This is a genomic window from Amycolatopsis sp. NBC_01286 (genome assembly GCF_035982555.1).
In the GTDB taxonomy this organism is placed as follows: domain Bacteria; phylum Actinomycetota; class Actinomycetes; order Mycobacteriales; family Pseudonocardiaceae; genus Amycolatopsis.
The window spans coordinates 9,632,476-9,647,891 of sequence record NZ_CP108428.1; the positions used below are offsets into that span (position 1 = coordinate 9,632,476).

The 15,416-nt window shown below is 73.7% G+C and carries 1 protein-coding gene; it reads right to left on the reverse strand.

All coding sequences use genetic code 11. From position 1 onward, the window contains the following. Window positions 1-8: 8 nt before the first annotated feature. Window positions 9-15,401 (reverse strand): type I polyketide synthase, encoded by a 15,393-nt coding sequence (locus OG570_RS43880; protein WP_326954596.1) that lies wholly within the window; start codon window positions 15,399-15,401, stop codon window positions 9-11. Between the last annotated feature and the right edge of the window lie 15 nt (window positions 15,402-15,416).

Below are 15,416 nucleotides of genomic sequence, written 5' to 3' on the forward strand. Positions count from 1 at the left end.
CGTCCCGTTCAGATGCCGAGTTGGTTGTCGATGAAGTCGAAGATCTCGTCGTCGCTGGCCGAGCCGAGCCGCGAGACCGATTCGTCCACAGTGGATGCGGGTGCACACCGGCCGAGCAATGCCTGCAGCCGGACGGCGAGCCCGGCGCGGGCGTCGTCGTCCAGCCCGGTCAGCGCGTCCCCGAGTGCGGTCTCCAGGCGGCCCAGCTCGGCGAGCACCGGCGCCGGGCCCGCCGTGTCGACGGCCCCCAGCTCACCGGCGAGGTGCGTGGCGAGGACGTCCGGGCTCGGGTGGTCGAACAGCAGCGTCGCGGGCAGCCGCAGGCCGGTCGCGGTGCCGAGCCGGTTGCGCAGTTCCAGCGCGGTCAGCGAGTCGAACCCCTGCTCGAGGAACCCGCGGACCGGGACGATCGCCTCCGATCCGCTGTGCCCGAGCACGGCCGCGGCCTGCGAACGGACGAGGTCCAGCAGCAGCGCGACCCGATCCGCACCGTCCACTCCGGACAGTGCGGCGAGCACCGCGGCCGCCGGATCCGCCTCGGCCGCCACGCGGCGGGCCGGCGTCCGGACCAGGCCACGCAGGACCGCGGGCACCCCGTGCGCCGCCGCGCGGGCCTGGACCAGCCCGGTGTCGAGCCGCATCGGCACGAATGCGGGTTCCCCGGACGCCAGCGCGGCGTCGAACAGTGCCAGACCTTCGTCCTCGGTCAGCGCGGCCACGCCGCCGCGGGACATCCGCTTGACGTCGGCGTCGGCGCCCATGCCGCCGCCCTCGGTCGCCCACAGGCCCCAGGCCAGCGACGTCGCCGGCAAGCCCTGGGCCCGTCGATAGGAGGCCAGCGCGTCGAGGAAAGCGTTTGCCGCCGCGTAGTTCGCTTGGCCGGCGTTGCCCATCGTGCCCGCCGCCGAAGAGAAGAGAACGAACGCGTCGACGTCCCCGGCCAGCTCGTGCAGGTTCAGCGCGGCGTCGACCTTCGGCCGCAGCACGACGTCGAGGCGGTCGGGGTCGAGCCCGGCGAACGTGCAGTCGTCGAGGACACCGGCGGTGTGCACGACCGCCGACACCGGATGCTCGGTCAGCAGCGCCGCCACGGCGTCGCGATCGGCGACGTCGCAGGCCGCGAACGTCACCGCGGCGCCCAGCTCGCGCAGTTCGGCGCCGAGTCCGGTGTCGGTGCCGCGGCGGCTGACCAGCAGCAGGTTCCGCACGCCGTACGCCGTGACCAAGTGCCGGGCGAACAGCCCGCCCAGCGCGCCGGTGGCCCCGGTGACCAGCACCGTTCCGGCCGGGTCGAAGGACGCGAGCCCCTCGCTCGCGGTCTCGGCACGCGCCAGCCGCGGCGCGCTCGCCACCCCCCGGCGGAGCATCAGCTGCGGCTCGCCCGTGGCCAGCGCGGCGGGCAAGGCGCGCAGCGACGCGTCCTGGTCGTCGGCGTCCACCAGGACCAGGCGGTCCGGGTGCTCCGACTGCGCCGAGCGCAGCAGGCCCCAGACCGCGGCGTTCGCGAGGTCGTCGACGTCCGGGCCGGCCGCGTACCGGGTCCGGAACACGATCTTGGTGTCCAGCAGGCGGTCGTCGGCCAGGGCGGCCTGGGCCTGGGCCAGTGCACGGAAGACGGCCAGCCGCACCGCACCGGCGTCGGCCGGGCCCGCCTCGCACGGCAGCACCAGGACGTCCGGCGCCGCGGCGTCGTCGTCGGTTGCGGAGAGGAAGTCCTCGTATTCGCGGACTTCGACGCCACTCGCTCGCAGGGCATCCGCCAACGCGGGGTCGTCGCCGGCAATCGCCCAGGTGCCGGGCTGCTGCGCGGCCAGCGGGACGCCGGACCAGCCCAGCTGGAACAGCGACCCCGAGCGGGCCGGGGCCAGCCGCCCGGCCGGGCGGAGCACCAAGGCGTCGATCGTGGCGACCGGCGCGCCGGTGGCGTCCGCGATGTCCAGCTTGACCGCGTCTTTGCCCGCGCCGCTCAGCCGGACGCGCAGCCGTGACGCCCCGGTGGCGTGCAGCCCGACCCCGGTGAAGGAGAACGGCAGGCGGCCGGTGCCGGTGTCGTCGACCAGCGTGCCGAGCCCGACCGCGTGGAGCGCGGCGTCGAGCAGGGCGGGGTGCAGCCCGAACCCGATGGTCTCCTCGGCGAGTTCGACTTCGGCGAAGACCTCGCCGTCGCGCCGCCAGGCGGCCTGCAGGCCCTGGAACGCCGGGCCGTACCCGAATCCGGCACCGGCCAGGGCCTCGTACCAGCCGTCCAGGGGCACCTGCTCGGCCTCCGGCGGCCAGGACTCGAGTTCCGCGGCGGCCGGTCCCGGCTCAGGGGTAAGCGTCCCGGCCGCGTGCCGCGTCCAGGGGTCCTCGGTGTTCTCCGGTCGCGAGTGGACGGTCACCGGACGGCGCCCGGACGCGTCCGGAGCGCCGACGCCGACCTGCACCGCGACCCCGCCCTGCTCGGGCAGGATCAGCGGCGTCTCCAGGGTCAGCTCCTCGATCCGCGGGCAGCCCGCCTGGTCGCCGGCTCGCAGCGCGAGTTCGACGAAGGCGGTGCCCGGCAGCAGGATCACGCCCTGGACGGCGTGGTCGGCGAGCCACGGGTGGGTCCGCGTCGACAGCACGCCGGTCGCGACGAGTCCTTCGCCCCCGGCCAGCGCGACGGTCGCGCCGAGCAGCGGGTGGCCGCCCGGGGCGAGGCCGAACGCGCTCGCGTCGCCCGGACGCGGTGCGCCCGCCGACGGCCAGAAACTCTGGCGCTGGAAGGCGTACGTCGGCAGCGGGATCGGCCGGGTCGATGCCGGGCCGAACGGCTGGGTGACGTGCCCGCGTACCTGAAGGGTGCCCAGCGCGGTGACCGCGGTGAGCGGCTCGGGCCGACCCGAGCGCAGCGCGCTCACGAAGGTGCCGGTGGCGCTTTCCTGGGCCAGCGCCGTCAGGACGGCGTCCGGTCCCAGCTCGAGGAACGTCGTGACACCCTGGGCGGCCAGCTCGCGCACGCCGTCGGTGAACCGCACGGCCGCCCGGACGTGGGTGACCCAGTACTCCGCGTCGAACCCGGTCACCAGCTGACCGGTGACGTTCGAGACGATCGGTATAACCGTCTTACCGTAAGACAGAGACTCAGCTATACCGCGGAACTCTTCGAGCATCGGGGCCATCAGCGGCGAATGGAACGCGTGGCTCACGACCAGGCGCTTGGTCTTGCGGTCCGCGAACTTCTCGACCACCGCCAGCACGGCGTCCTCATCGCCCGAGATGACCGTGGATGCCGGGCCGTTCAGCGCGGCGATGGTCACACGGTCTGACAGATATACCGAAACTTCGTTCTCGGTCGCTTGGATCGCGACCATCGCGCCACCCGACGGCAGCGCCTGCATGAGCCGGCCGCGGGCCGCGACCAACGTCACCGCGTCCGCCAGCGACAAGGCGCCAGCCACGTGGGCGGCCGCGATCTCGCCGACCGAGTGGCCGAGCAGGTGACCCGGCCGCATCCCCCAGTCCTCGAACAGCCGGTACAGCGCGACTTCCAGCGCGAACAGCGCGGGCTGCGTGTACTCCGTGCGGTCGAGAGCGGCCGCGTCCTCGAAGACGACCGTCCGCAGTGGACCGTCGAACTTCGCGCACACCGCGTCCAGCGCGGCCGCGAACACCGGGTACGTATCGTACAGCTCGCGGCCCATCCCGGCCCGCTGGCTGCCCTGCCCGGTGAAGAGCACGGCCAGCCCGCCGGTCGTCACCTCACCCTCCACAACGGACGGTGCGTGCTCGCCACGGGCCAATACGCCCAGCCCGGCACGGAAGCCGTCCCGGTCGGTCGCGACGACGGCCGCGCGGTGGTCGAACGACGCCCGCGTGTCCGTCAGCGCCCGGCCGATCTCGGCCAGGCCGAGTTCCGGGTGGGCGTCGAGGTGGGTGCGCAGCCGCTGCGCCTGGTCCCGCAGGGCCTGCGGCTCGCGCGCCGAGAGCACCCACGGGTGCGGCCCGGCGGCGTCCGCGAGCGGCGGTTCCGCCGCGGCCGGGACCTGCTCGATGATCGTGTGCGCGTTGGTGCCGCTGAACCCGAACGACGACACCGCCGCCCGGCGCGGGCGCCCGGTCTCCGGCCACGCCCGCTGCTCGGTGAGCAGCTCGACCGCGCCGGCCGACCAGTCGATGTGCGGCGACGGCTCGTCGACGTGCAGCGTCTTCGGCAGCACGCCGTGGCGGATGGCCTGGACCATCTTGATCACGCCGCCCACCCCGGCCGCCGACTGGCTGTGCCCGATGTTGGACTTCAGCGAACCCAGCCACAGCGGCTCGCCGGTGCGCTCGGCGCCGTAGGTCGCGAGCAACGCCTGCGCTTCGATCGGGTCGCCGAGCACCGTGCCGGTGCCGTGGCCCTCGACGGCGTCCACATCGGACGGTTCGAGGCGCGCGTTGGCCAGCGCCTGACGGATCACCCGCTGCTGCGACGGGCCGTTCGGCGCGGTCAGGCCGTTGGACGCGCCGTCGGAGTTCACCGCGGTGCCGCGGACGATCGCGAGCACCGGGTGCCCGTTGCGCCGCGCGTCGGAAAGCTTTTCCAGCAAGAGCATTCCGGTGCCCTCGGACCAACCGGTGCCGTCCGCCGCGGCGGCGAACGCCTTGCAGCGGCCGTCTTCGGCCAGGCCCTGCTGGCGGCTGAAGTCGATGAACGCGGCCGGGGTCGACATCACCGCGACCCCGCCGGCCAGCGCCAGCTCGCACTCGCCCTGCCGCAGCGCCTGCGCCGCGAGGTGCAGCGCCACCAGCGACGACGAACAGGCCGTGTCCACAGTGACCGCCGGGCCTTCGAGCCCGAAGGTGTAGGCGACCCGGCCGGACGCGACACTGCCGGACGTCCCGGTGCCCAGATACCCCTCGGCGCCGGCCGGAACGGTGTGCAGCAGCGCGGAATAGTCGTTGTACATCACGCCGGCGAACACGCCGGTGCGGCTGCCGCGGACCGTGTGCGGGTCGATGCCGGCCCGCTCGAACGCCTCCCACGACGTCTCCAGCAGCAACCGCTGCTGCGGGTCCATGGTCAGCGCCTCACGCGGGCTGATCCCGAAGAACGTCGGGTCGAACTGGTCGGCGTCGTGCAGGAACCCGCCGTGCCGGGTGTAGCTCGTGCCGGCTTGGCCACGGTCCTCGGCGTAGAGGGAGGCGAGGTCCCAGCCGCGGTTGGCGGGGAACTCCGAGACGGCGTCGCCGCCGGTCTCGACCAGGCGCCACAGCTCCTCCGGCGACCGGACGCCGCCGGGGTACCGGCAGGCCATCGCGACGATCGCGATCGGTTCGTCCACATGGGACGCCGCGGCCACGACCGTCTGGCGCTCCTGCGTGCCGAGCAGTTCGGCGGCGAGGAAGCCGGCCAGGACCTCCGGCGTCGGGTAGTCGAAGACGAGCGTCGCGGGCAGCCGCAGCCCGGTGGCCGCGTTGAGCCGGTTGCGCAGCTCGATCGCGGTCAGCGAGTCGAAGCCCAGCTCGGTGAACGCGGTGCGCGCGCCGATCGCGTCCGGCGTGGCGTGGCCGAGCACACCGGCGACCTCCGCGCGGACGACGTCGAGCACCAGCGCGTCGCGGTCCTCGGCCGTCGCCAGCCGCGCCGCGAGGGAACCGGGCTCGGCGGTGGCGGCGACGCGACGGGCCGGGGCACGCACGAGGCCGCGCAGCAGCGGCTGCACCGTCCCGTTCGCCGCGGCCTGCGACCGCAGGACATCGAGCACCAGCCGGACGGGCACGAGCTGGGCCTGGTCGGCGGCCAACCCGGCGTCGAAGAGCCGGAGACCGTCCTGAGTGGACAGCGCGGCGACCCCGGACGACTCCATCCGGCGCAGGTCGGCTTCGTCGAGGGTGCCGCCCATGCCGCCGGTCTCGGCCCACAGGCCCCAGGCCAGCGACGTGGCGGGTTCGCCCAGGCCACGGCGGTGCGCGGCGAGGGCGTCGAGGTAGCTGTTGGCCGCGGCGTAGGCCGCCTGGCCCGCGCCGCCGAAGACGCCGGCGGCCGAGGAGAACAGGACAAACGCGTCGAGGTCCTCGGTCAGCTCGTGCAGGTTGAGCGCCGCGTCCGCCTTCGGGCGGAGCACCGCAGCGAGCCGCTCAGGAGTCAGCGAACCGACGACGCCGTCGTCGAGGACACCGGCGGTGTGCACGACAGCGGTCACCGGATGTTCGGCCAGCAGCGCTTCGAGGGCGTCGCGGTCGGCGACGTCGCAGGCCGCGAACGTCACCTCGGCGCCCAGCTCCCGCAGTTCGGCACCCAGTCCGGTGTCGGTGCCGCGGCGGCTGACGAGCAGCAGGTTCCGCACGCCGTGCGTGGTCACCAGGTGCCGGGCGCACAGCGAACCGAGCGCGCCGGTGCCGCCGGTGATCAGGACGGTCCCGTCGGGCCGGAACGTCACCGGCGTACCCGGGGTCTCCACGGCCAAGCGCGGCGCGAGCACCCTTCCGTCGCGGATCGCCGTCTGCGGCTCGCCGCTCCCGGCGGCCGCGAGGATCCGCGCGACGTCGGCGTCACCGGCGTCGACCAGGGTGAACCGGCCCGGGTTCTCGGTCTGGGCGGTGCGGATCAGGCCGATCGACGCGGCCGCTCGGAGGTCGGTGATCCGGTCGTCCGGACCGGCGGCGACCGCGCCGCGGGTGACCACGACCAGCGCGGACTCCGCGAAGCGTTCGTCGGAAAGCCACGCCTGAGCCAGTTCCAGAGTCCGGTCCACATCGGACACCTCGACCACGACGGCCGCGGGTACCTCGGTCAGCTCGGCGAGATCGGTCACCACGGAGTAGGTCGCCGGGTCCAGCGCAGCACCGGCGACGACGGCCGTCCAGTCCACTTTGTACAGCGGCAGGTGGTCCCCGGCGAGCTGCGCGGCCTGGATCGGGCGCAGGACCAGGGAGTCCACGCTCAGCACCGGCTGGCCGGCGGGATCGGTCGCCTCGATCGAGACGGCGTCGGTGCCCGCCGCGGCCAGCCGCACCCGCAGCGCGGACGCACCGGTGGCGTGCAGCGAGACTCCCGCCCACGAGAACGGCAGCCGGGCACCGTCTGCGTCGAGGACGCCGAGGCCGATGCCGTGCAGGGCCGCGTCGAGCAGGGCCGGGTGCGCCCCGAAGCGCGATGACTCGACGTCGGCGTCGAGCGCGACCTCGGCGAACACCTCACCACCGCGACGCCAGGCGGCCCGCAGGCCCTGGAACACCGGGCCGTAACCGAGACCGGTGGCGTAGAGCGCGTCATAGAGTCCGGCAACGTCGACCGGCTCGGCCCCCGCAGGCGGCCACTCCACATCGGACACTCGCGCCACGGTCTCCGGCACCAGGGCGCCGCTCGCATTGCGCACCCACGGCTCGCCGCCGATCCGGGAGTGCACCGCCAGCGACCGACGGTCGCCGAGGGCGGCGCCGAGGGTCAGCTGCACCGTGACCTCGCCGTCGGCGGGCAGGACGATCGGCTGCTGCAGGGTCAGTTCTTCGATCCGGGCGCACCCGAGGTCGGCGCCGGCCCGCAGGGCCAGCTCGACGAGCGCAGTGCCGGGCAGCACGATCACGCCGTGCACCTGGTGCTCGGCCAGCCACGGCTGGGCGGCCACGGACAGCCGGCCGGTGAACAGCACACTGTCCACCTCGGCCAGTTCGACGGCCGCGCCGAGCAGCGGATGCCCCGTCGCGACCAGACCCGCGGCGGCGACGTCGGCGGCGCTGACCGGGGCGTGCAGCCAGAACCAGCAGCGCTCGAAGGCGTAGGTGGGCAGGTCGACGCGCCGGGCACCGTCGAACAGCGCGGCCCAGTCCACCGGCGCGCCGGTCGTGTGCGCCACGCCGAGCGCCGCCACCGCGGTGTGCGCTTCCGGACGTCCCTTGCGCAGTGCCGGAACGAACGTCGCGTCGGGAACGATCTCCTGGCCCAGCGCCGACAAAACGCCGTCCGGACCCAGCTCGACGAACGTCGTGACGCCCCGGGCCGCCGCCGCGCGGACGCCGTCGAGGAACCGGACGGCCTCACGCACGTGCCGCACCCAGTAGTCAGCGTCGAACTCCGTGATCGGCTCGCCGGTGACGTTCGAGATGATCGGTATAACCGTCTTACCGTATGACAGAGACTCCGCTATACCGCGGAACTCCTCGAGCATCGGGTCCATCAGTGGCGAGTGGAACGCGTGGCTCACGACCAGGCGCTTCGTCTTGCGGCCCAGGTCGGCGAAGTGCGCCGCCACGCCCAGCACCGCGCCCTCGTCACCCGAGATGACCGTCGAAGACGGGCCATTCAGCGCGGCGACGGTCACACGGTCTGACAGATATACCGAGACCTCGTCCTCGGTCGCGTCCAGAGCCACCATCGCGCCACCCGACGGCAGCGCCTGCATCAGACGGCCCCGTGCCGACACCAGCTTCACCGCATCAGGCAGAGACAGGACACCCGCGACGTGCGCCGCGGCCAGCTCGCCGATCGAGTGGCCGACCAGCACGTCCGGCCGCAGACCCCACGACTCGAACAGCCGGAACAGCGACACTTCCAGCGCGAACAGCGCCGCCTGGGTGTACTGGGTCTGGTCGACGTCCCCGTCGAGGTCCAGACCGGCGGCGATCTCGTCGAACGCCGTCGCGAACACCGGGTAGGCCGCGTACAGCTCCCGGCCCATCCCGGCCCGCTGGCTGCCCTGGCCGGTGAACAGGTACCCCAGCCCACCGCCGGCCACGGCACTGGACTCACCGCGCGCGACCGCTTCCAGCCCGGCGCGCAGCTCGGCGACATCCGAGCCGGTCACGACCGCGCGGTGCGCGAAGCGGACCCGCCCGGTCGCCAGCGAGAACCCGATGTCGGCGGGATTCTCCTCGGAAAGGAAGCCCAAGAGCGTCGAGGCCTGGCCACGCAGCGCCTCGGGCGTCTTAGCCGAAAGCACCCACGGCACCACCGGCATCGACGCCGGTGCGACAGCCGGAGAAGGCTCCGGGTACTGCTCGATGATCGTGTGCGCGTTGGTCCCGCTGACGCCGAACGACGACACCGCCGCACGACGCGGCCGGCCCGTCTCGGGCCACGGCCGCTGCTCGGTGAGCAGCTCCACCGCGCCGGACGCCCAGTCCACGTGCGGGGTCGGCTCGTCGACGTGCAGCGTGCGCGGGAGGATGCCGTGGCGCATCGCCATGACGACCTTGATGATCCCGCCGACACCGGCCGCGGCCTGCGTGTGCCCGACGTTCGACTTGAACGACCCGAGCCACAGCGGCTCACCGGTGCGCTCGGCACCGTAGGTGGCCAGCAGGGCCTGCGCCTCGATCGGGTCGCCCAGCGTCGTGCCCGTGCCGTGCGCCTCGACGACGTCCACATCGGACGGTGCGAGCCGCGCTTCGGCCAGTGCCTGCCGGATCACGGTCTGCTGTGCGGGTCCGCTCGGCGCGGTGAGGCCGTTGGACGCGCCGTCGGAGTTCAGCGCCGAGCCGCGGACCACGGCGAGCACGGGGTGCCCGTTGCGGCGCGCGTCGGACAGCTTCTCCAGCAGCAGCATGCCCGCGCCCTCGGACCAGCCGGTGCCGTCCGCCGCGGCGGCGAACGACTTGCACCGGCCGTCGAACGACAGCCCGCGTTGCTTGCTGAACTCGACGAACGCCCCCGGCGTCGACATCACGGTGACGCCGCCGGCCAGCGCCAGCTCGCACTCGCCCGAACGCAGCGCCTTGGCCGCCCAGTGCAGTGCAACCAGCGAAGACGAGCACGCCGTGTCCACCGTGACCGCCGGACCTTCGAGGCCGAAGGTGTAGGCGACGCGGCCGGACGCGATGCTGCTCGACCCGCCGGTGCCGAGGTAACCCTCGACGCCGGGCGGGATCGTGTGCAGCCGCGAGGCGTAGTCGTGGTACATCACGCCGGCGAACACGCCGGTCCGCGTGCCGCGCACGGACTCCGCCGGGATCCCGGCACGCTCGAACGCCTCCCACGACGTCTCCAGCAACAGCCGCTGCTGCGGATCCATGGCCAGCGCCTCACGCGGGCTGATCCCGAAGAACGCCGGGTCGAACTCGCCCGCGTTGTGCAGGAAACCGCCTTCTCGGACGTAGGACGTGCCCGACGAATCCGGGTCGACGTCGTGCAGCGCGTCGAGGTTCCAGCCGCGGTCGGCGGGGAACGGCGAGATGCCGTCGCCGCCGTCGAGCACCAGCCGCCACAGGTCCTCCGGGCCGGCGATGCCGCCGGGGTAGCGGCAGCTCATCGCGACGATCGCGATCGGCTCGTCGCTGCCGGACGTCGTCACGGCGACGCGCGCGCGGCTCGGGCCGCCGGTCAGTTCGCCGCCGAGGTACCCGGCGACCTTGGCCGGGTTCGGGTGGTCGAACACCAGCGTCGCGGGCAGCCGCAGGCCGGTCGCGGCGGCGATGCGGTTGCGCAGGTCGACCGCGGTGAGGGAGTCGAACCCGAGGTCCTTGAACGCCCGGCCCGGCTCGATCTCGCCCGCGTCGGCGTGCCCGAGGGCCAGCGCCACCTGCGTCCGGACCAGGTCCAGCAGCGCGGTGTCACGGTCGGCCGGGGACAGCTCGGCGATCCGCGAGCCCAGCGTCGAGGCGGCCGCGGCGGTGTCCACCACGCGGCGGACGGGCACCCCGGCCAGCCCACGCATGATCGGCGCGAGTGCACCGGTGGACGCCTCGGCCCGCAGCGCGGCCGGGTCGATCCGCATCGGGACCAGCACAGCGTCCGATGTGGACAGAGCGGTGTCGAACAGTCCGGTGCCCTGCTCGGCAGAAAGCGCTAACACGCCGGCGCGGTTCATCCGGGCGCGGTCGGCGTCGTCCAGCGACGCGGCCATGCTGCCGCCCGCGGCCCACAGGCCCCAGGCCAGCGACGTCGCGGCGAGGCCCTGGGCACGGCGGTGCGCGGCGAGGGCGTCGAGGAAGGTGTTGGCGGCCGCGTAGTTGGCCTGCCCGGCGCTGCCGGTGATGCCGGACGCGGACGAGAACAGGACGAACGCGCGCAGGTCGGCGTCCGTGGTCAGCTCGTGCAGGTTCAGCGCGGCGGCGGCCTTCGGGCGGGCCACGGTCGCGAGCCGCTCCGGGGTGAGCGCGGAGATGACGCCGTCGTCGAGCACGCCGGCGGTGTGCACGACGGCGGTCAGCGGGTGCGCGGCCGGGATGCCGGCCAGCACCGCGGCGAGGGCGTCGCGGTCCGCGACGTCGCAGGCGGCGAAGGTGACCCGGTCCCCCAGTTCGGCGGCCAGCTCGGCCGCGCCGTCGGCGTCGGCGCCGCGGCGGCTGAGCAGCAGCAGGTGCCGGACGCCGTGACGCTCGGCGAGGTGCCGGGCGAACAGCTTGCCCAGCGCACCGGTGCCGCCGGTGATCAGGACCGTGCCGTCCGGGTCCAGCTCGGACGGCGTTTCGTCCGCCCGAGCGACCCGCGCCAGACGCGGGGCGAGAACGGCGCCGTCACGGATGGCGGTCTGCGGCTCACCGGTGGCGGCCGCGGCGACCAGGTCGCCGATGCCTGCGGCCGCGTCCAGGTCGACCAGGAAGAACCGGCCGGGGTTCTCCGACTGCGCGGACCGCACCAGGCCCCAGACCGGCGCGGCTGCCAGGTCTGCCACGCCCGCCTCGCCTACCGGTACCGCGCCCCGCGTGGCCACGACCAGCGCGGACTCTTCACACCGCGGGTCGGTCAGGAACTCCTGGAGCACGGCCAGTGCCCGCTCCGCCGCGTCGTCTCCGGCGAACCCGGCGACGATCACCTCGGGCACGTCGTCACCCAGCTCGGCGACAGCGCCGCCGAGGCCCAGCTCGTCCGGGCCGACGAGGACGTACTCGTGCCGCGCCGGGGTGGCCGGGACGGCGGTCCAGTCGACCCGGAACAGGCTGTCGTGGCCCCGGGTCCGCGCGGCCGCGATCTGCGCGGCCGACACCGGCCGCAGCACCAGGGACCCGATCGAGGCGACGGGGCGCCCCTCGGCGTCGGCCAGGGTGAGTGCGACGGCGTCGGTCCCGGCCCGGCTCAGCCGGACCCGCAGTGCGGACGCACCGGTGGCGTGCAGCCGGACGTCGGTCCACGCGAAGGGCAGGCTGCCGCCGCCGGTCTCGGTGAGGAAGCGGCCGAGCCCGACGGCGTGCAGGGCGCTGTCGAGCAACGCCGGGTGCAGCCCGAACGGCGCGGCGTCCGTGCCGGCGGGCAGCGCGACCTCGGCGAACACGTCGTCGCCGCGGCGCCAAGCCGTCTTTAAGCCACGGAAGACCGGGCCGTAGCCGAAGCCGCGTTCGACGGTCCGGTCGTAGAAGCCGGTCAGGTCGACCTGCTCCGCGTCGGCCGGAGGCCACTCGGCTAGTCCGTCCTCAGTGGACGCACTCGCGGTAGCCAGAATGCCGGAAGCGTGGAGGGTCCAGGGCTCGTCGTCGAGTCGCGAGTGGACGGTCAGACTGCGACGCCCGTCGTGGTCCGGCGCGCCGAGGGCCAGCTGGACGGCGACGCCGCCGGTCTCGGGCAGCACCAGCGGGGCCTGCAGGGTCAGCTCTTCGAGGTGGTCGCAGCCGGCCTGGTCCCCGGCGCGGACGGCCAGCTCGACGAACGCGGTGCCGGGCAGCACGGCCGGACCGGACACCCGGTGCTCGGCCAGCCACGGGTGCGAACGCAGCGAAAGCCTTCCGGTGAAAAGGAAGCCGTCACCGTCGGCCAGCCCGACGGCGGCCCCCAGCAGTGGGTGCTCGACGGCGCTCAGCCCGGCCGAGGTGAGGTCCCCGGGGCCGGAGGTGGCGAGTTCGGGCCAGTACACGGACCGCTGGAAGGGGTAGGTGGGCAGCTCGACACGGCGGCCATCGGGCAGTAGCGCGGCCCAGTCAGGCACCGGGCCGCGCACGTGGACCTCGGCGAGCGCGGTCAGCAGGGTGCGCTCCTCCGGCCGGTCCGCACGCAGCACCGAGCTGAAGGAGGCGTCATCGGCACAGTCGGCGCCCATCGCCGACAGCACGGCGTCGGGGCCCAGCTCGAGGAAGGTGTCGACCTCGTTCGCGCGCAGAGTGCGGATGCCGTCGGCGAACCGGACGGCCTCGCGCACGTGGCGCACCCAGTACTCGGCGTCGAACTCCGTGACCAGCTCACCGGTGACGTTCGAGACAATCGGTATAACCGTCTTACCGTAAGACAGAGACTCCGCTATACCCCGGAACTCCGCCAACATCGGATCCATCAGCGGCGAGTGGAACGCGTGGCTCACGACCAGCCGCTTCGTCTTGCGGCCCAGGTCGGCGAAGTGCGCCGCCACGGCCAGCACCGCGTCCTCGTCACCCGAGATGACCGTCGACTCCGGGCCGTTCACCGCAGCGACGCTCACACGGTCAGACAGATATACCGAAACCTCAGCCTCGGTCGCCTGCAAAGCCACCATCGCCCCACCGGACGGCAGCGCCTGCATGAGCCGGCCCCGCGCGGCGACCAGCTCGGCGGCGTCGGCCAGGGAGAGCACGCCGGCCACGTGCGCGGCGGCCAGCTCACCGACCGAGTGGCCGAGCAGGAATCGCGGCCGCAACCCGAGGTGGGTGACCAAGCGGTAGAGCGCGACCTCGATGGCGAACAGCGCCGGCTGGGTGTACACGGTCCGGCCGAGCAGCTCGGCGTCGTCCAGGACGGTCGCCAGCGGTCGGTCGAGGTGGACGTCCAGCGCGGCGCAGACCTCGTCGAACGCCGCCGCGTACACCGGCTGGGTCCGGTACAGCTCGGCACCCGCGCCGACACGCTGACTGCCCTGGCCGGTGAACAGGAACGCGAGCTTGCCGTCGGAGACCGTGCCGCGGACTTGACCGGGACGTTCGGTGTCCGTAGCCAGCGCGGTCAGGGAGTCGGCGAAGCCGGCGCGGTCCACCTCGATCAGCACCGCACGGTGCTCGTGGGCGGTCCGGGTGACGGCCAGCGAGTGGCCGAGGTCGTCGAGACGGACGTCGGTGGCCAGCTGCCCGCGCAGCGACGCGGCGAGTTCCCGCAGAGCCGCGCCACTGCGCGCGGAGAGCACCCACGGCCGCAGCTTCGAGTCTTCCGCCGGCCTCGCGGCGGCCGGTTCGGACAAAGGTGCCTGCTCCAGCACGACGTGCGCGTTCGTCCCGCTCATCCCGAACGACGAGACCGCCGCCCGGCGCGGCGCCCCGGTCTCCGGCCACGGCCGCGCCTCGGTGAGCAGCTCGACCTCGCCCGCCGTCCAGTCCACTTTGGACGACGGCGCGTCGACGTGCAGCGTCTTCGGCAGCAGGCCGTGCCGCATCGCGAGGACCATCTTGATCACGCCGGCGATGCCGGACGCGGACTGCGTGTGCCCGATGTTCGCCTTGAGCGAGCCGAGCCACAGCGGCCGGCCCGCGGGCCGGTTCCGGCCGTAGGTGGCCAGCAGCGCCTGCGCCTCGATCGGGTCGCCCAGCGCGGTGCCGGTGCCGTGTGCCTCGACGGCGTCCACATCGGACAGCGCAAGTCCGGCGGCCGTGACGGCCTGCCGGATCACCCGCTGCTGCGCGGGGCCGTTGGGGGCGGTCAGGCCGTTGGACGCGCCGTCGGAGTTGACCGCCGAGCCGCGGACGACCGCGAGCACCGGGTGGCCGTTGCGCTGCGCGTCGGACAGCCTTTCCAGCAGCAGGACGCCGACGCCTTCGCCCCAGTTGGTGCCGTCGGCGGCCTCGGCGAACGCCTTGCAGCGACCGTCGACGGCCAGGCCGCGCTGGCGCGAGAACTCCACGAACGCGCCCGGCGTCGACATCACCGCGACGCCGCTCGCCATCGCCAGGCCGCACTCGCCGTTGCGCAGGGCCTGCACGGCGAGGTGCAGCGACACGAGTCCGGACGAGCAGGCGGTGTCCACCGTGACCGCCGGCCCCTCCAGGCCGAGGGTGTAGGCGATCCGGCCGGAGACGACGCTGGCCGCGTTGCCGGTACCGAGGTGGCCCTCCATACCGTCGCGCGCCAGCAGCAGGAGCGTCGCGTAGTCCTGCATGTTGGTGCCCGCGAACACGCCGGTCTTGCTGCCGCGCAACGACTCCGGGTCGATCCCGGCGCGCTCGAGGACCTCCCACGACGTCTCCAGCAGCAGCCGCTGCTGCGGGTCCATCGCCAGCGCCTCGCGCGGGCTGATGCCGAAGAACGCCGAATCGAACTCGGTGGCCCGGTCCAGGAAACCGCCTTCTCGGACGTAGCTGGTGCCCTGGTGGTCGGGGTCCTCGTCGTAGATCGCGTCGAGGTCCCAGCCGCGGTCGCCGGGGAACGACGTGATCGCGTCGGTCTCGTCGACCGCGAGCCGCCACAGCGCCTCAGGGGTGTCCGCGCCGCCGGCGTAGCGGCAGCTCATCGCGACGATCGCGATCGGCTCGGTGTCGGCCGACTCGGCCACGGCCAGGCGCTGCCGGGTCTCGTGCAGATCCGCGGTGACCTTCTTGAGGTAGGTCACCAGTTTTTCTTCGGTTGCCATGTCAGGCCTGCCCCT